The sequence below is a fragment of the Moraxella lacunata genome (assembly GCF_002027545.1).
Classification (GTDB): Bacteria; Pseudomonadota; Gammaproteobacteria; order Pseudomonadales; family Moraxellaceae; genus Moraxella; species Moraxella lacunata.
The window spans coordinates 1-18,123 of the sequence record NZ_MXAN01000051.1; the positions used below are offsets into that span (position 1 = coordinate 1).

Genomic DNA, 18,123 nt, shown 5'->3' on the forward strand with positions numbered 1-18,123 from the left:
GTTGATACAAGGGCGAACGGAAAACTGGTTTTGCAGGAAGTTTATTATACACTCAATAAACTTTAAAATTGCTACAAACGCAATGATGCTTGGACGTAGGGGCGTGCTGTGCACGCCTTGCACGGTACTGTCATCAAAGGGTGTGCTCAGCACACCCCTACAAACCCGTGGTAAATATCAAGTTGGCTGGGTGTAAATTAATGTTATAAAGGTTTAACACATCCTAATTTAATTATTTAAAATTAAAATAAAAAGGTAAGTTCATGGATTTATTTAATGATATTTTTGATAATCAACCGCCAAATCAATTGCCCATAGACCAATTAATAAAAAATGGTCAATTTATGAATACCGACTTTACCGCTTATTTTCACAATGACGGCAAAGGCGTGGTTATTGTGGTGCCATTTGGCAGATTGTATTATTCGCCATGTTATTTTGATAAAAAATTCTGTGATGATTATCTGGCTTATTTATTGGCAGATGGCAATATCAACTGGCAACAAGACACCATTTATATGTATGGCAAGACACACCCAATTCCCCGCCTGTCGGCATGGTATGGCGATAAGGATTGCCCTTATGCGTATTCGGGTATTAGCCTGATGCCAAATGCTTGGACGGATGAACTGCTTACCATTAATCAAGCGTTATTTGGTGTTTGTAAAAGGCGGTTTAATAGCGTGCTGTTAAATCATTATCGCACGGGCGATGATTATATTAGCTGGCACAGCGATGATGAATCAGAGCTTGGGGCAAATCCCTTGATAGCGTCGGTAAGTTTTGGGCAGACCAGACGATTTTTATTAAGGCTTAAAGACAATCATGCGGTAAAATTAGAATTGCCTTTATATCATGGCAGTCTGCTTGTCATGGCAGGGCAGATTCAGCACCATTGGCAACACAGCATACCCAAGCAAAAGCGAGTGCAGGGCAGTCGGGTGAATCTGACGTTTAGGAACACCAAAACACGCCAATAATCCAATGCTCCGCGTGTCGCCTAAGCCCAAATCACACCCAATGCCAAACCTTGGCAAATGGGTGGTATTTTTTAAATAAATATTGGTTATGGCAGAGAATTTTTTGAATTTGGGCGGATTTTAGGGTATGATAAAGGGGAGAAATTTAGGCACAAACGCCTGTTAAATCAACGTCTAGGCACTTGATAATTATTGTAACAGTGAAAATCATTGTCAAGCACTTATGACCTACTATCATGGAGAATTGCTATGTCGCAAATGCTAACCGAATACAGAGCCCACGTCGCCGAGCGTGAAGCCTTAGGCGTACCCCCACAGCCATTGACCGATGCCCAAACTGCCGATTTGGTAGAACTCTTAAAAAACCCGCCAGCAGGCGAAGAAGCGTACTTGGTGGACTTACTTGAAAACCGTGTGCCAGCAGGGGTTGACCAAGCTGCCTATGTCAAAGCCGCCTTTTTAAATGCCATTGTCAAAGGCGAAGCAACTTCTCCACTAGTTACCAAAGAGCGTGCGGTGTATCTATTAGGCACGATGCTTGGTGGTTATAACGTGGCACCACTCGTTGAGTTACTTGATGATGCCGAGCTTGGCGGTTTGGCGGCGGATGCGTTGAAAAAGACCCTTTTGGTATTTGATGCGTTCCATGACGTAGAAGAAAAAGCCAAAGCAGGCAACGCCAACGCCAAAGCGGTACTAGAATCATGGGCAGAAGCGGAGTGGTTCACCAGCCGTCCTGACGTACCTAGCGAGATGACCATTACTGTTTTTAAAGTAACTGGCGAGACCAACACAGACGACCTGTCGCCTGCCCAAGATGCGTGGAGCCGTCCTGACATTCCACTACACGCCAACGCCATGCTAAAAAATGCCAGAGATGGCATTAACCCAGAAAAAAATGGCGAGGTTGGACCTTTGACCCAAATCCAAGAGCTACTTGATAGGGGCAATCCTGTTGCCTACGTGGGCGATGTGGTGGGTACAGGTTCTAGCCGTAAATCAGCGACTAACTCTGTGCTATGGTTCTTTGGCGATGACATTCCACACATTCCAAACAAGCGTGACGGCGGTGTGTGTCTAGGTGGTAAAATCGCTCCGATTTTCTTTAACACCATGGAAGATGCTGGGGCGTTGCCTGTTGAGATTGACGTTTCTGACATGAACATGGGCGATGAAGTTACCCTAAAAATCGACCATGCTACCGCAACCGTTACCGCATTCAAAGACGGCAATCAAATTGCCAAATCTAAGCTAAAAACCCCTGTACTGCTAGATGAGGTGCGTGCTGGTGGTCGCATTAACCTTATCATCGGTCGCAACTTAACAAGCAAGGCTCGTGAGTCGCTAGGTCTTGAATCATCCACTCTATTTCGTACCCCAGAGCAACCTGCCGATACTGGCAAAGGCTTTACCTTAGCCCAAAAAATGGTGGGTCGTGCCTGTGGTTTGCCAGAGGGGCAAGGCATTCGCCCAGATACCTACTGTGAACCGAAAATGACAACCGTAGGCTCACAAGACACCACAGGCCCGATGACCCGTGATGAACTCAAAGATTTGGCATGTCTGGGCTTCTCATCTGACCTTGTCATGCAGTCGTTTTGTCATACCGCCGCTTATCCAAAGCCGATTGATGTGGTAACGCATCACACCCTACCTGACTTTATCATGAACCGTGGCGGTGTCAGCTTACGCCCAGGTGATGGGGTGATTCATTCATGGCTAAACCGCATGTTGTTGCCTGACACCGTTGGTACCGGTGGCGACAGTCATACTCGCTTCCCCATTGGTATCTCATTTCCAGCAGGTTCAGGTCTTGTAGCGTTCGCTGCTGCCACTGGTGTGATGCCACTTGACATGCCTGAGTCTGTTTTGGTTAAATTTAAAGGCAAAATGCAACCTGGTATCACGCTTCGCGACTTGGTACACGCCATTCCTTACTATGCAATCCAAGCAGGCGATTTGACCGTTGAGAAAAAGGGTAAGAAAAATATCTTCTCTGGTCGTATCTTAGAGATTGACTTAACCGAAATGGAAAACGACTTGACTGTTGAGCAAGCATTTGAATTGTCTGATGCGTCTGCTGAACGCAGTGCAGCGGGTTGTGCGATTACCGTATCAGAAGAAAAAGTTGCTGAATACCTACGCTCTAACATCGTCATGCTAAAATGGATGATTGCCGAAGGTTATGGCGATGCTCGTACGCTAGCTCGCCGTGCTGAGAATATGCAAAAATGGCTAGACAACCCAAGCCTGCTAAAAGCCGATGCGGATGCCGAATACACCAAAGTGTATGAGATTGACCTTGCCGATATCAAAGAGCCAATCCTATGCTGTCCAAACGACCCTGATGATGCCAAATTGCTATCAGAAGTCGCTGGCGATAAGATTGATGAAGTGTTTATCGGTTCGTGCATGACCAACATCGGACATTTCCGTGCCGCAGGTAAACTTTTGCAAGAAGTGCCAGCAGGTAGCTTGACCACTCGTTTGTGGATTGCACCGCCTACCAAAATGGACGAACGCCAACTGATGGACGAAGGGTATTACAATACCTACGCCCAAGCAGGTGCAAGAACTGAAATGCCCGGTTGCTCGCTATGTATGGGTAACCAAGCTCGTATCGCACCAAACTCAACGGCAGTATCTACCTCTACTCGTAACTTCCCGAACCGTCTGGGTCAAGGAGCGAACGTGTACCTAGCTTCTGCCGAGCTTGCCTCTGTGGCATCTGTACTTGGTAAACTACCAACCGTTGAAGAGTACATGGCATACGCAGGTAAACTTGAATCCATGGAAGCCGAAGTGTACAACTACCTAAACTTCGACCAAATGAGCGAGTACACCGAAAAATCAGACAAAATCAGCGTGGCACAACTTGCCTAATCTGGTTTGATAAAGCACCATAGCACATACCAGTCCCCAAAGGCACTTAGCTTTTGGGGACTATTTTGTGACAAGTTAATGGCGAAAAAACTAACAAACCTTTTATAGTAACATATACACGATAATTTAAAAACAGGAAAACCCAATGACTATAGAATTATCAAGCCTACCCCCCCTGCCGTACAAGCATGGGTAGCTACCTTACTTTTGATGAAGACATTCGCCTAACCAAATCGCATGACAGCCTGATTATTCAAGAGCCGCTTTTTGACATGGAACGCATGAAGCACGCCATTGACGACTACGAAACTAAAGAGCAGGCGTTGCAAAATGGATTAACCTTACCACAAGGCAAAAACGAAACCCAACTGCTTGCTTGACTAGATGAAAATATCCCCACCCATTTGCCAAATGCCGATAAATTGGCTTATTTTTAATACAATAAAATCCCCCAAAATCCCACAAAATTTGTTAAAATAAGCGATTTTTGCAAATTATACACACCATGCCAAACCCCACCCCTTTACGCAATACCTTTATTCCCACCACCGACCCGTCCTCAGGCTTGCGTTTGACGGAGATTTTTTATTCCTTGCAGGGCGAAGCCTTAACCATGGGTTTGCCGACCATTTTTATTCGTCTTACAGGTTGCCCTTTGCGTTGCACTTATTGCGACACGACTTATTCCTTTACAGGGGGCGAGCGTTGGGGGCTTGATGCGATTTTGGAGCATATCAAACAGTATCCTTGCAAACGCATTTGCCTAACAGGGGGCGAACCGCTTGCCCAGCCCAACGCCATTGCCTTGATGAAATTACTCCTTGATAACGGCTATGAGATTTCATTGGAAACGGCAGGGGCGTTGTCGGTCAAGGACGTGCCAATAGCGGTGTCAAAAGTCATGGATTTAAAAAGCCCATCATCAGGCGAAGTGGATAAAAATCTGTGGGAAAATCTAAATTATCTCACCGACAACGACCAAATCAAAATTGTCATCACTGACCGTGCCGATTATGATTGGGCAAAAGACGTTTTGCAAAAATATGAGCTTGATAAAAAATGCGGTGTGGTGTGGTTTTCGCCCATGTTTAATATAGACGAGCGTAAATCGGACGTGCCAAATTTGGCGGTAGAGCTTGCCGAATGGATTTTGGCGGACGGCTTGCCTGTACGTTTTCAATTACAACTGCACAAAATCATCTGGGCGGACGCTAAGGGCAAATAAAACAAAAGCCGATAATCAACATCGGCTTTTATCTCATCTCAATCTAATCAATCGCACACACCGCCAAATCCTTGATGATGAGTTGCAAACTCTGATTACCCTGCCACTCGTTAATGTCTAGGGTAAACAAAATATGCACCGCACTTGCCCGATAATCCCATTCGTCCACGTCATAATTAAACCAAATGGCATCTATCGGATACTGCACGCCATCGGCTCGCAACGTCAGTTTTAAATGCTTGTCTTTTAAAATGCGAAAATTAACCACTTCAAAGACCCCATCAAAGGCAGGGGGCAAAAAGCCATTACCCCACACGCTGACATTTTTTAGAGCATGGACAAAGGCCAGACTAAAATCAGGCGGGATGAGCGTGCCATCGGTATATTTTAATTCGCTAAATAGCTCATCATCAAAGCCGTCCACCACTTTCAAAAATTCTGCCTTAAACCGCTCAAAATCCCGCTTATGAATGGTCAAGCCTGCCGCCATCGCATGACCGCCAAAGTGCAAAATCAGCTCAGGATTTGCCATCGCCACCGTCTCAATGGCATCACGAATATGCACGCCTGCGATAGACCGCCCCGAGCCTTTGATTAGGTCGTCATCACCCACTTTATCAGCATCGGCAGGGGCAAAGACAATGGTCGGACGGTATAACTGTTCTTTGATACGTCCTGCCACGATACCAATCACGCCTTGGTGCCAGTTGTCTTGATACAGGCAAATGGCTTTGGCAACACATTTGGGCTTATCATCAGATTCATCGGATAAGTGTAGCTCATCAATGATACTGCTGGCTTCATCACGCATTTGCGTTTCTATGGCACGGCGTGAGTGATTAAGACGGTTCAGCTCTATCGCCAAACGGTGTGCTTCGCCAAAATCATCAGTCAGTAGGCACTCCACCCCTGTTCGCATATTATCCATACGCCCTGCGGCGTTAATGCGTGGGGCAATGGCAAAACCAAAATCATCTGCCGTAATCTTACGCACGTCTCGCCCCGCCTGCTCCAAGAGTGCCAAAATCCCCACACAGCACCGCCCTTCCCGAATGGCGTTAAGTCCATGTGTTACCAAAATACGGTTATTTTGGTCAAGATGACCCACGTCCGCTATCGTCCCTAATGCCACAAGGTCAAGATATTTGGCGACTTGTGTGGTGGATTTGCCCATCTCACGGCGGATTTTGGCGACACGTCCCATGACATAGAACGCCACACCCACGCCCACGAGCCACTTACTGCCGAACTCACAGCCGACTTGATTGGGGTTAATGACCGCACTTGCTTTGGGCGAGCTACTGGTGGTCAAATGGTGGTCGGTAATGACGACATCAATACCCAGCTCGTCCGCTTTGGCAACCCCATCATGGCTTGATATGCCGTTATCCACCGTGATGATGAGTTTGGGGTCAAATTCATCTGCCCCATGTGCCACGATTTGGGGGGTTAGCCCATAACCAAATTTAAAACGGTCAGGCACCAAAAACTGCACGTCCGCTCCCATCTCACGCAAACACCGCACCATGAGCGTGGTCGATGTCGCCCCATCGCAGTCAAAATCACCCACAATGAGTATGCGTTTATTCTCATCAATGGCACGACTGATGATATCCGCCCCCACGTCAAGTCCCAATAAATCACTCGCAGGCAGGAGCTTTGCCACAGACATGTCCATCTCATCAATACTGCCAATCTGTCGTGACGCAAGTAGTCGCCCGAGCGTCTCGCCAAACATCGCGGTTAGCTCATCAGGCACATCGCCTTGATGACGTGGGACAAGTGTCAGGTGCTTAGGGGTAAACCGTCCGACTTTATCAAAGGCACGCTCAAAATCCTGCACACTCGTGTTGGTCAGGTGCGACAAATTGGCATTGGCAAACTTTTGCGTACTTGTCACTTGGGCAGGCTTGGGTAGGCTTGGCGATGGATAGCCATCAAAAGGACTGTCATCGTCTTGGCGATTTTGCGTACTCATTACTTACTCTCTTTTTCTTTTGCATTTGTCTTTGTGGTTATTTTAGCACAGTTTTTTAACACAGTTTTGCCAAAACTTGCCCAAAGTCAAAAACTTGTCCCAAATCATGAATATAAATTTACATACTGATACATTTTGTTAGCAACTTTATTACAATACAATCATCAGGCTGTGGTATGATTTGTTTTATTATCAGCCTTTTTTATTTTATTACATTCTGGAGCTTATCATGAATTTTAGCGAACTTAGTACAGACACATTGGTTGTCAAGGATGTCAGTGGACTTGACCTAGACAAGATAGAACGTGAATGCAAAGAACTTGCCAAATCTCGTGCCAAAGTCTCAGCAGGCGTTGCCATTGTTCCCATTCCTTTTTTAGATGTAGCGGTTGATGTTGGCATGCTAAGAAAACTTTTACCCCAAATTACCGAACGTTTTGGTCTAGAAGACAAAAACACCGCTTTGGCTCGTGAAAAAAATATCAAAGAAAAAGTGCTTCGTGTGGGCGGACTGGTCGCCACTCGTGGTATCGTTAATAAAACTGTACAAGGCTTTGGCGGTCGTATGATTGGCAAACAAGTCGCCAAATATGTCCCCCTAGGTGGTCAAATCGTCGCAGGTACGGTAGGTTATATGATTTTTACCAGAATTGCCTTTGACCACATTGAACGTTGCCACAAAATTGCCAAAGAAGCACAGCAACAGCAAAATCAACAACAAACCCAACAACAGAGCCAGTCTAAACAAGAAGGCACTCAGCAAGACAAACAAGACAGAACAGACACAACGATTTGATTAAAGCATTGGTTTAAAACATTGATTTAAAACATAAAGCAAGGTCTCTCCTTGCTTTTTTGACAAAACCGCCATCAAAATCCATCAAAAAATGACAAGCATTAACGCCATTCTCACTGTGTTTATCTACTTTACCATTTGCTTTACTTACCGCCCATTTTAGTCATTGTAATAATAATCACTTTTACTATTTACAACTTTTTGGCATTTTTTAATAAAGATTTTGTATTTTGGTCTCATAAATCACCTGCTTTGGTTTGAGAAAATTTGCCAAAAAGTATAAAATATACACCAATTTTGTCGTCGTGTTATTTTGATGGGACATTTTGGTAATCTTATTTTATGACCATTTATCAGCTCATCATAGGGACAACTGCCCAAAAAGTCTCGTCAAGCCAAACCATTTTATCATAACCAAACACAACTAAGGTATCGCCATGACATTTGTAGTAACTGATAACTGCATTCTTTGCAAATACACCGACTGCGTTGAGGTTTGCCCTGTGGACTGTTTTTATGAAGGTCCAAACTTTTTGGTCATCAATCCTGATGAGTGCATTGACTGTGCTTTGTGCGAACCTGAATGCCCTGCCAACGCCATTTTTTCAGAAGATGAAGTACCAGCAGGTCAAGAAGCGTTCATCCAAATCAACGAAGAACTCGCCAACGAATGGGCAAACATCACCGAGAAAAAAGACGCCCTACCCGACCATGAAAAATGGGACGGCGTAGCAGGCAAAATCCAGTATTTAGAACGCTAATTTTTAAAAATCACTCACAAACCCACGAGACATCATGACCCACACCACGCCCCCTTTTGATTTGTCCGCCTTGCCTACCGACAAGCCCTTGACCATTGGCATTGTCGCAGGGGAAGTGTCGGGCGATGCCTTGGGGGCTGATTTTATGACAAAGATGAATGCCATCTGCCCTAATGTTCGCTGGATTGGTGTGGGCGGTGAGATGATGAGCAAGGCAGGGCTTGACTCTCTTATTGACATGAACCGCCTATCGGTCATGGGCATCGGTGAGGTGGTTAAGCATTTGCCTGATTTACTGCTTGCCAAAAAAGAGATTTTGGATGAGTTTTTGTCCATTGGTATTGATATCTTTATAGGCATTGATGCTCCTGATTTTAATTTACGCCTTGCTAAGAGTTTAAAACAAAAATCCATCATCAAGCCCATTTTTTGTGTGCAATACGTTAGCCCCAGTGTGTGGGCATGGCGTGAGAGTCGGATTTTTGGCATCAAGTCGGCAACTGATTTGGTGCTGTGTCTGTTTCCCTTTGAGACAGCAATATATGACAAACATGGACACCCTGCGGTGTGCGTGGGACATCCCTTGCTTGACAAGATACGCCCTGATGAGCGGTCAGGGCGTGAGATTTATGGCGAGTTTCTAAGCGATTATAGTCCGCTATTTCCCGAACTTGCTCGCCTGCAACATAGCCCTGCTCGCCCCATCTGCGTGATGGCAGGCTCTCGCACCAGTGAGATTAACGCCATTTTACCCCTGCTTATTGGGGCAATGGATAGACTGGACAAGGCGGGCGACCACGCCTTTATCCTACCTGTGGTGAGCCACGAACACGCTCATCTGGTCAAATCGCTCATCAAAGAGCAAGCGGTACATCTGCTGGATAAATGCCACATCATCTTTCCCCAAACCGCCAAAGACGGTCAAGCAGGGCGACTGCCGACCACGCTCTCACTGTCTCAAAATGTGATGAGCGCCTGTGAGCTGACCATCTTAGCGTCAGGTACGGCAACCCTAGAAGCTCTGCTACTGCACCGCCCCATGGTCGTGGTATATAAAGTCAATGCCCTAACCTACGCCATCGCCAAGCGATTGGTTAAAATCCCCTATGTCGCCCTGCCCAACATCCTATCCCACAACCAAACAGGGCAAGCGGTTGTACCAGAGCTTATCCAAGATGACGCAAATGCCGACAACATCGCCCGTCATGCTCTGGACGTACTGGCAAATCCTAGCGAACAAATCGCCAAACTTACTCGCACCACGACCCAACTTCGCACCGACAGTCGCCATGATGTTGCCGTTAGTGTACTTATGCACTTTTTTAATCAAAAAAATGTGTTATAATATACGCCAACATCAAAAATTGTTTGTTGGGCTTGATTGATATTCATTCAAATATCCATTCACACCAAAAGCCTTGCAATTTTTGAAATTTTTCTAGGGCGTGCCTGCCTTTTGTATTTGCAATGAAAAATGAGAAAAATCGCCCGTTTTTCAAGGAAAAAACTTGCTTGATAGTTATTCTATCAAGCAAGTTTTTGACGCAGAAAAACAAGATTTAGCCATTTTTCATGCAAAAACATCGTTTTCTTTCTATAAATGCTCTAAAATATGAATTGTGTTATAAAGGGCAGGCACGCCCTACATAATAAACAATAATTCACCAAAATCTACGCAACTTGGGATTTTGGTCGTTTTTATTTGTCTTTTACCATCATTTATCAATTAATACCCAAGAAAGGTGCCTTATGACCACGACCGACAAAACCAAAGAAGCCAAAGCCCTAACCCGTGAAGAGAAAAAACGCCAAACCCGTCAAGCTTTCTATAATGCCGTGCTTGACCTATGCATGATGGGGCAAGGGTTTAGCTCTATCAGCCTACGTCAGGTAACCCGTGAAGTGGGCGTGGTGCCAACCGCCTTTTATCGTCATTTTGATGACATGGAAGAGTTGGGCAAATCATTGGTAGAAGACGAACTGGGTGATGCTCTATCAACCCTGCGTGAGCATATGCAGTTTGGCAAAAAACGCACCTTTGAACGCCAAATCGCCAAAAGCGTGCAACTATTTTTTAAAGCGGTGGACGCTCAGCCACGCTACTGGCAATTCATCGCTGCCGAGCGTTTTGGTGGTTCAGAAGCGGTTCGCCGTGCCATCAGCGAACAAATCAAAACCTTTGCCAAGGTCATGAGTGAAGACCTAGCCCTACAACCCTCTTTTGAACATGTCAGTGCCAGCGACCGTTATTTGCTTGCCGAGATTGGGGTAAACTTAAGTTTCTCATGGATTATCGACTGGCTAGATTTGACCTATGCCCCCGAGCTTGAAGACGATGAAGAGACCAAGCCTGTTGATAGCGACCTAGAACAAGCCAAAGAGGCCATGCTGTTGCATTGCACTCGCCAAATGCAAATGATTCTCTACGGTGCCTATAACTGGAAATCTACCGAAGAGACAGTGTTGGATGAAAATGTAAAATAAATCAACTCCACACCAAAAGCTGATAGCCTAAAAGCCGATAATCTAGACTTAGTTATCGGCTTTTTTATATGCCAAAATCATCTGTGCCAACTCATCATCAGCAAAAAAGTAAGCAGGCGGTACATCTAAGGCTTTGGCAATGTTATTTAATGTGGTCAAATCAGGCAAATGCACACCCTTTTCATAGCGATTAATGCGTGAGCTTGCCACAAATTCATCCAAACCAATGGCGATGCCTAACTGCTCTTGGGTAAGATTTTTAGCCTTGCGAGCCACCTTAAAACGCCGTGTAAATATCTGTTGCAAACTCATAACTTTTACCCTAGATTAAAAAGTTACGAATTTCGTATATTTTACTTGATTTTTTACTACGAATATCGTAGTATTAATCACGTTCTTTCCCATCAATAGGAGTTTTTATGAAAAAACTTATGCAGATTGCTTTGCTCAGTGGCGGTCTATTTTAGCAATAACCGCTTTTGCTGGCTGGTCATCATTTAACTACGCAAACACCCATAATAAGGTTTTTGCCACACCTAGTGGTAATATTGTCTGTGGCGGTGATAATATTACCAGTTCTGGCAACGCCCTTACTTGCTACATTCAAAACGTTGCCAAAAAACCTGCAAAATGCAGTGAAGGCGTTGGATTGGAATTTACCTTAAACCAAACTGGCAAAGGCAAACTTCAATGCACCAATCATGAATTTGAGCCTGAAAACGAAGCAGAAGATATTACAAAGATTATCCCTTATGGTTCGTCAATCAACGGCAACGGTTGGACTTGCACTAGCCAAACCACAGGCATGAGATGTGTGAATAAATCAGGGCACGGTTTTCAGTTAAGCAAAAGCAAACAAACCTTGTTTTAATTTCCAAACAAAAAACCGATTAATTCACTTAATCGGTTTTTTATCGTTTAATTCAACCAAACTCAATCAATCGGCGGAGTATAAGTACCATTTTTAATATCATCTTTGATACGCTCGGCTTCTGCCAGCACTTGCGATAATAAGGCTTGCACGTTTTCAAGCGTGGCGATTGGGCTTAGTGTGGTCATCTTTAACGACTGCACATTTTGACGGCTATCAATCACACGGGTTACGCCGATGTTGGCTTCCCCACGGGCAAACAGCTCGTCCGCTACATTTTGATTTAGGCTATCAATAAACTCATCAGGATAGCCAGTTGGCACAACACGGAACAAGACAGACGCAAATTGTGGCTCAACAAGTAGCTCCAAGCCGTCCGTGTTACGGATATAATCCGCCACTTCTTTTGTCAAATTTACCCCGTGGTCAATCATTGAACCGTACAGCTCTTCGCCCAACGCCTCCACCGTGAACCATAATTTTAACGCATCAAATCGGCGAGTGGTCTGCAAAGACTTTGACACCAAGTTTGGCACGCCATGCTCTTCGTCATAAGCTGAGTTTAAATACTCGGCTTCATAGTGCATAAAGCGGTAATTTTGCTCGTCTTTTAACAAGAACGCACCGCAAGAAATGCTTTGGAAATAGTGCTTATGAAAATCAAGCGTAACCGAATCGGTCAGCTCAATGCCGTCTAGCATAGAGCGGTAATCGTTGGATAGCAATAACGCCCCACCCCACGCCGCATCAACGTGTAGCCACGCTCCGAATTTGTCGCACAAGGCACGGATTGTCTTGATGTCATCAATCGCCCCTGCGTCAGTCGTCCCTGCCGTTGCCACCACACACGCCACGATGTTGCCTTTGGCGTGCAAGTCCGCCATGATGTCGGCTAGGGCGTTGGTATCCATTTGGGCATTGTCATTGACAGGCACGGTAACGACTGAGGCAAAGCCCATGCCCATCATCGCCATGTTTTTTTGTACGGAGAAATGAGCATTTTCTGAGCATAGCACTTTGACTTTTTTCATCGCATCAGGCGGAATGCCATCACGCTGTACCGACCACGCTTTGCCGTTGTCGTCTTGATAATTTTTGCTAATCGCCCAATCACGAGCCAGTAGCACGCCCATAAGATTAGACTGTGTACCGCCTGATGTGAACACGCCTGCCTGCCCTGCCCCATAGCCGACCTTTTGGCGTAACCAGTCAATGAGCTGAACTTCCATGAGCGAGCCTGCAGGCGACTGATCCCATGAGTCCATTGATTGGTTGGTGGCGTTGATGAGCACTTCGGCAATTTGTGAAGTTACCATGGTAGGACAATGCAAATGAGCGAGCGAATGGGGGTGATGAACTTTTAGACTTTTGTTTAAAAACAGCTCCACAAGGCGGTCAAGCGATTTTTGTACGCCCAAACCTTCTTTTTGCGGATTAAAGCTGATTTGCGAACGAAGATCTTTAATGCTACCGCCTGTGTACATTTTGTCGTTTTTAAGCCATGCCGTTACCGCTTTGACAGCGTCCGTCATCGCACGTTCATAATCGGCGATTGACTGGCTATCATTGCAAAGTAGGGCTTGGCGGTGTTGTTCAAAAGTTGGCATGGCTACATCCTATAAAGTAAAAAATGCTTTATTTTAGCATATTTGCATCATTTAATACACCTTATTATTTTCGGTTAATTCATTGATTTTTTGCACCACCTGATAGCCCACTTCATCATTTATTTCAAAAAACCGCTTGGCACAAGCAATCTTAAACCGCTCTTCCCACTTCAGTTTATCAACCACCACCCCATCTTGAATGGATTTATCGCCTGTATTTTTGGTCTCAGCAATAAAATAAACCTGCTCGCCATTTTTATTGATGACAACCGCCCAATCAGGATTATAATTACCGATTGGTGTTGGGATTTTAAATTTTTTGGGTAATTTAAAGTAAAATGCCACTTGCTCATCATAATTCTCACAATCGGTTGCAAATTGATGTTCAGTTTTTGAATCCAAATCCAACACGCCATTATAAATGGTTTTTTCCATTTTATTGATATAAAAAGTGTATTGATTGGCATAAATTTTATAAGTCTCAAACAGATTTTGTTCATAAACTTCATCTAATTTTTGATAATAAATGCCGTTTTTCATCAAATCATACAGTTCATTATTGATGATTTCTGCCACAATTTCAATAAAGCGTTGTGGGTTATTTTTTACTTCATCAATCCGCCCAGATTGTTTTAAAATCTCAACCAAAGTTTGACGAGTTAATCCCGTCTTATTTTGCAATGTCTTTAAGATATCAGGTATGGCAATTTTTTTGTCCAAATACTGATAATCAGAATAAATTTCTTCTGCCTGTACGCCCGTTTCACTATTTTGAATGAGTCTTGCTTTTTTGATTTCAATTTTTGGTTTGGTAATGACTGGCATTTTATTTAATGCTTGGCCTGCCAGTTTAATCAATTCATCACTATCAAATGCAACACGATATTTGGTTTTTTGGCGAATACGCTCCCAAATTTGTAAAAATAGTGGGTCGGTAAACGCATCAAAACGATAAGTTACCGTGCGTTCATTTTTAGCGTCTTTGATATTAGATTTTTCAAATTTAATACCACAATCATCAATATATTCCTGCTGTAAACTGCTGGCAAATTGCTCATAACTTTCATTGGGAATCACGGTCAAAATATTAACCTGTTCATCATAAATTCGTTCGCCTTTTTGATTCACAGGCAAACGAAGTCCACGCCCAATTTCTTGGCGTTTTTTGATTTGTGAAGTTGTTTCATTTAAAGTACAAATCTGAAAAACATTGGGATTATCCCAACCTTCTTTTAATGCCGAATGGCTAAAAATAAATCGCACAGGCTCATCAAGCGACAATAACCGCTCTTTATCCCTCATAATCAATTCATAAGCATTGTTATCATCTTTGGTTGTGCCGTTACTATTTTTGGCATTGCCTTTTTTGTCTTGGCTAAAATAGCCATTATGTACGCCACTTGCTGATTGTTTGGTTTCTAATTCATACAATTCTTCAAACCACTCATAAAACTTACCAATTTCACCTTGTGCATTGGTGCGATAATTTTCCACTTTATCAATAAAAAATAGCGACAATACTTTAATGCCTAATGGATTTAACTGCTTTTCACGCTGCAGATGTGTTTTAATCGTGGCGTGAATTTGCTGTTTCATCATATCATCTTTAAGATAATCCAAATTTACGCCACAGGCAATTTCTATACCATTAGAAAATCTAACTATTTTGTTTTCTAAATCAATGCCTGTAACCATAAATCCTTGATAGTTGGGATTTTGTTTTGATAGTTTATATAAATCATGATTTTTGTCATTGGTTGTTACAGTAACAACTTTTCTTTTCAATTCTTTATTTTCATTAACATCAATAAGTATTTTTGCTTTTAATCCGCCTTTATTGATGACTTCTTTTAATTCAATAAAAGCATTATTTTTATCCTGCGACACCACAGAATTGACGACAATTTGTTTTACCAAATTCTTTTCAAATGCTTGTACAGGATTTAGGCTATACACTTTATTGATAATTTCTTTATGCGTTGCCGAATATCCAACCGCAAATAATGGATTTAAATTTTCAATGGCATTTTTGCGTTTATCACTGCTGATATTTTGTGGTTCATCAATAATAATGATTGGGTTTGTTGCTTGGATTAACTCCATTAACACGCCATTTTCTCGCTGTTGATTGATGATGTTGCTTTCTTTTTCAAAAGATTGAATATTCATCACTAAAATTTCAATATGTGTGCTTGTCGCAAAATGTTTTAATGCATTGGTTTTTTGACCGCTATATTCGCCATAATGATAAATTGGCGAATTAAATTCATCTTTAAAATAGGCTTTTGTGCTATTTAAAGTTTGCAATACACCTTCACGAATGGCAACACTTGGCACAACAATGATAAATTTTCGCCAGCCATAGCGTTGATAAAGCTCAAAAATGGTATTTAAATAAACAAAAGTTTTGCCCGTACCCGTTTCCATTTCTACACTAAAATACAAATTATCCAACTTATCAGACAAAGAAAGCTGATTTTGTGTTTGGATATTTTTTAGATTATCAAAAATATCATCTTTGGATAACGATAATTCATTGGCAATCACACGCACATTGTCTTTATCCGATAAGCTAAAATCATCTTGATGATGCGTGATTTCGCCTTGAAATAAATCCACGATACTATCAATCGCCTGTTTTTGATAATCTAAATGCTCATATTGAATTTGCATTACCTATTCCCCCAATAATTAAATACTTTCAAAATTTAGTCCAGCATCTTTAAATTGCAAAATCACATTGGATTTTTCACTGTCATTTAAAAATGCTTTGTCCAATACAACGGTTTTGGCAGGTTTTTTATCAATAATGGCATTAAACTTATCTTGGGATAATGAATTTAGCACAATGGCGTACGATTTATTTTCACAAGTTAGCCAATAAACACCCTTTTCAAAGTGAATATCTGCCGTTAATTTTAATCCCATCTTTAATAGCAATTCATAGACAATATCCATCTCATTGGCATTATCTTTTAGGAGATCAATATACATTTCTAATTGCTTGGCAATATCATCATCGTCAATTTGCCACGCTTTAAAATTACTGTCCGTTAATTTAAATACTTTAAAACCTGTATCTATATTTTTATCAGGGTTTTCGGCTTTGATTTTTGCCCCTGCTCGGCGAATGCGTTCTTTTGATATTTCGGCGATATTTTTAAATCCTGCTTTGTGGGCTTCGCTTTTTTCATCAGTGAGTTCTGGCAGTTGCACCATTATAAACTGGCGGTTGCCGTCATCTTCTGCGTTTAATTGCATGACAGCGTGGGCGGTGGTTGCCGAACCTGCAAAAAAGTCTAGGATTATTGAGTTTGAACTGCTACTATGTTCAATAATTCTTTTTAAAAAGTTGGTACTTTTTGGATAATTAAAGTGTTCAGCCAAATTAATATCCAATAATTCTTTTGTGGCAACTTGGTTCATAAATTCATTATCACAAAATACCAAGCTGTCTAATGTTTTTTGTGTTGTCTTTAAATCTTTTTTATATCTTTTAAAAATAAACCCCCTTTCATTTTTCTTATGTTCTTTCTTAAAACAAATATTGCCATTATCAATATGTTTTTGGATTGTATTTTGTGAAAAAAGCCAAAATCTACCAGTTGGCGGATAATCTATTTTTCCAGTATAGGGATTTGTAATTGCAAAATAGTTATTTTTCTCCGTTCCACTTTTTGCACTTGGGTCGCTTGAACGCCAATCTCCATTGGGGTCATTATCTGGATTTGAATAGCCTGATAAATCTTTTTCTCCGCCTAATAATTTTATTAAGTCTTTATTTTTTGCATAAATTAAACAATTTTCGTGTTGTAAGTTTAAACCAGTTTTAGCATCATTTGTGGTTGATTTTGTTTTTCTAATTAAATCTGCAACAAAATTCTCCCCACCAAATATTTCATCACACAACAACTTTAATTGAGCCTGTTCATTATCATCAATGCTAATAAAAATCACACCGTCATCAGAAAGCAAAGTACGAGCCAAATGCAAACGAGGCAACATCATATTCAGCCAATTAGAATGATAATGCCCATTGTCTTTACTGTTCTTTTTAAAGGATTTTAATAATTCGCCATTGATATTTCTATCGCCTGTGGCAATTTCATACTCTTTTTTGCTTTGGCTAAAATCATCGTGATAAATAAAGTCATTGCCCGTATTATAAGGCGGGTCAATGTATATCATTTTGATTTTGCCTGCATAGGATTTTTGTAATATTTTTAGGGCTTCTAAATTATCACTTTCAATAAAAATGTTTTGTGTGGTATCAAAATCCACGCTCTCGGCAGGACAAGGGGCTAATGTATTATTTGTGGGGCGTTGTAGGGCTTGATAGGCGGTTGATTTTCCCGCCCAATTTAAGCCGTAGCGTTCGTTTTGGGCAGGGTGGTCGCCCAGTAGGGTTTTGAGTTTTTCTAGGTCTAGGGTATTTTCGGAAAATATTTCGGGGAGAATTTGGCGAAGTTTGGTTAATTTTTCACCAAAAAAGTCGGTATTATGGGCAGTTTTTAGGCTGTTGGTTGGTTGGTTGGTTG

General features: G+C 42.4%; 14 protein-coding genes. 9 read left to right on the forward strand and 5 right to left on the reverse strand.

Features of this window, described 5'->3' with window-relative positions; genetic code table 11:
* Positions 1–344 precede the first annotated feature (344 nt).
* The 4 genes from B5J94_RS07440 to queE all read left to right on the forward strand — a co-directional run bounded on the left by B5J94_RS07440 (position 345) and on the right by queE (position 5,088).
* The gene (locus tag B5J94_RS07440) at positions 345–980 is read left to right on the forward strand and encodes an alpha-ketoglutarate-dependent dioxygenase AlkB family protein (protein WP_228144557.1); all 636 of its coding nucleotides are present in this window, start codon (positions 345–347) and stop codon (positions 978–980) included.
* Positions 981–1,238: 258 nt separating this feature from the next.
* Positions 1,239–3,863, forward strand: a complete 2,625-nt coding sequence (locus tag B5J94_RS07445) for a bifunctional aconitate hydratase 2/2-methylisocitrate dehydratase (RefSeq protein WP_062499619.1) — start codon at positions 1,239–1,241, stop codon at positions 3,861–3,863.
* 188 nt (positions 3,864–4,051) lie between these two features.
* Complete coding sequence (locus B5J94_RS07450; protein WP_062499610.1) at positions 4,052–4,243, forward strand: hypothetical protein; 192 nt, start codon at positions 4,052–4,054, stop codon at positions 4,241–4,243.
* A gap of 125 nt (positions 4,244–4,368) precedes the next feature.
* Positions 4,369–5,088 (forward strand): 7-carboxy-7-deazaguanine synthase QueE, encoded by a 720-nt coding sequence (queE, locus tag B5J94_RS07455; RefSeq protein ID WP_062499612.1) that lies wholly within the window; start codon positions 4,369–4,371, stop codon positions 5,086–5,088.
* Between the two features lie 43 nt (positions 5,089–5,131).
* On the opposite strand, the gene recJ is transcribed toward queE, so the two are convergent.
* Entirely contained in the window at positions 5,132–6,826 is a 1,695-nt protein-coding gene (gene recJ / locus B5J94_RS07460; RefSeq protein WP_079364039.1) for a single-stranded-DNA-specific exonuclease RecJ, read from the reverse strand.
* A gap of 469 nt (positions 6,827–7,295) precedes the next feature.
* Here recJ and B5J94_RS07465 point away from each other — a divergent pair, with 469 nt between their 5' ends.
* The 4 genes from B5J94_RS07465 (at position 7,296) to B5J94_RS07480 (ending at position 11,107) form a co-directional block, all read left to right on the forward strand.
* On the forward strand, positions 7,296–7,862 hold the full coding sequence (locus B5J94_RS07465) for a hypothetical protein (RefSeq protein ID WP_228144558.1): 567 nt from the start codon (positions 7,296–7,298) through the stop codon (positions 7,860–7,862).
* Positions 7,863–8,299: 437 nt separating this feature from the next.
* On the forward strand, positions 8,300–8,623 hold the full coding sequence (gene fdxA / locus B5J94_RS07470; protein ID WP_062499614.1) for a ferredoxin FdxA: 324 nt from the start codon (positions 8,300–8,302) through the stop codon (positions 8,621–8,623).
* Positions 8,624–8,657: 34 nt separating this feature from the next.
* Positions 8,658–9,968, forward strand: a complete 1,311-nt coding sequence (gene lpxB, locus B5J94_RS07475; protein ID WP_062499616.1) for a lipid-A-disaccharide synthase — start codon at positions 8,658–8,660, stop codon at positions 9,966–9,968.
* 404 nt (positions 9,969–10,372) lie between these two features.
* The gene (locus B5J94_RS07480; protein WP_062500138.1) at positions 10,373–11,107 is read left to right on the forward strand and encodes a TetR family transcriptional regulator; all 735 of its coding nucleotides are present in this window, start codon (positions 10,373–10,375) and stop codon (positions 11,105–11,107) included.
* 48 nt (positions 11,108–11,155) lie between these two features.
* Here the strand turns inward: B5J94_RS07480 and B5J94_RS07485 are convergent, their stop codons facing one another.
* Positions 11,156–11,419 carry a helix-turn-helix domain-containing protein gene (locus tag B5J94_RS07485; RefSeq protein WP_062500137.1) on the reverse strand — a complete coding sequence of 88 codons (264 nt, stop codon included), beginning with the start codon at positions 11,417–11,419 and terminating at the stop codon, positions 11,156–11,158.
* Between the two features lie 157 nt (positions 11,420–11,576).
* On the opposite strand from B5J94_RS07485, the gene B5J94_RS15095 reads away from it, so the two are divergent.
* Entirely contained in the window at positions 11,577–11,978 is a 402-nt protein-coding gene (locus B5J94_RS15095) for a DUF6636 domain-containing protein (protein WP_322853506.1), read from the forward strand.
* A 62-nt stretch (positions 11,979–12,040) separates the two neighbouring features.
* Here B5J94_RS15095 and B5J94_RS07495 read toward each other — a convergent pair whose 3' ends face one another.
* The 3 genes from B5J94_RS07495 to B5J94_RS07505 are packed head-to-tail and all read right to left on the reverse strand — an operon-like array spanning position 12,041 to position 17,866.
* The gene (locus B5J94_RS07495) at positions 12,041–13,585 is read right to left on the reverse strand and encodes a pyridoxal phosphate-dependent decarboxylase family protein (protein WP_062500133.1); all 1,545 of its coding nucleotides are present in this window, start codon (positions 13,583–13,585) and stop codon (positions 12,041–12,043) included.
* A 51-nt stretch (positions 13,586–13,636) separates the two neighbouring features.
* The gene (locus tag B5J94_RS07500; RefSeq protein ID WP_062500131.1) at positions 13,637–16,258 is read right to left on the reverse strand and encodes a restriction endonuclease; all 2,622 of its coding nucleotides are present in this window, start codon (positions 16,256–16,258) and stop codon (positions 13,637–13,639) included.
* A gap of 18 nt (positions 16,259–16,276) precedes the next feature.
* Entirely contained in the window at positions 16,277–17,866 is a 1,590-nt protein-coding gene (locus tag B5J94_RS07505) for a site-specific DNA-methyltransferase (protein ID WP_062500140.1), read from the reverse strand.
* Between the last annotated feature and the right edge of the window lie 257 nt (positions 17,867–18,123).

Excerpts from the sequence above, each read along its gene's own strand:
- B5J94_RS07495 (WP_062500133.1), bottom strand. The coding sequence starts at position 13,585 with ATGCCAACTTTTGAACAACACCGCCAAGCCCTACTTTGCAATGATAGC.
- fdxA (WP_062499614.1), top strand. The coding sequence starts at position 8,300 with ATGACATTTGTAGTAACTGATAACTGCATTCTTTGCAAATACACCGAC.
- queE (WP_062499612.1), top strand. The coding sequence starts at position 4,369 with ATGCCAAACCCCACCCCTTTACGCAATACCTTTATTCCCACCACCGAC.
- B5J94_RS07465 (WP_228144558.1), top strand. The coding sequence starts at position 7,296 with ATGAATTTTAGCGAACTTAGTACAGACACATTGGTTGTCAAGGATGTC.
- B5J94_RS07440 (WP_228144557.1), top strand. The coding sequence starts at position 345 with ATGAATACCGACTTTACCGCTTATTTTCACAATGACGGCAAAGGCGTG.
- B5J94_RS07500 (WP_062500131.1), bottom strand. The coding sequence starts at position 16,258 with ATGCAAATTCAATATGAGCATTTAGATTATCAAAAACAGGCGATTGAT.
- recJ (WP_079364039.1), bottom strand. The coding sequence starts at position 6,826 with ATGTTTGGCGAGACGCTCGGGCGACTACTTGCGTCACGACAGATTGGC.
- B5J94_RS07445 (WP_062499619.1), top strand. The coding sequence starts at position 1,239 with ATGCTAACCGAATACAGAGCCCACGTCGCCGAGCGTGAAGCCTTAGGC.
- B5J94_RS07450 (WP_062499610.1), top strand. The coding sequence starts at position 4,052 with ATGGGTAGCTACCTTACTTTTGATGAAGACATTCGCCTAACCAAATCG.
- B5J94_RS07480 (WP_062500138.1), top strand. The coding sequence starts at position 10,373 with ATGACCACGACCGACAAAACCAAAGAAGCCAAAGCCCTAACCCGTGAA.
- B5J94_RS07485 (WP_062500137.1), bottom strand. The coding sequence starts at position 11,419 with ATGAGTTTGCAACAGATATTTACACGGCGTTTTAAGGTGGCTCGCAAG.
- lpxB (WP_062499616.1), top strand. The coding sequence starts at position 8,658 with ATGACCCACACCACGCCCCCTTTTGATTTGTCCGCCTTGCCTACCGAC.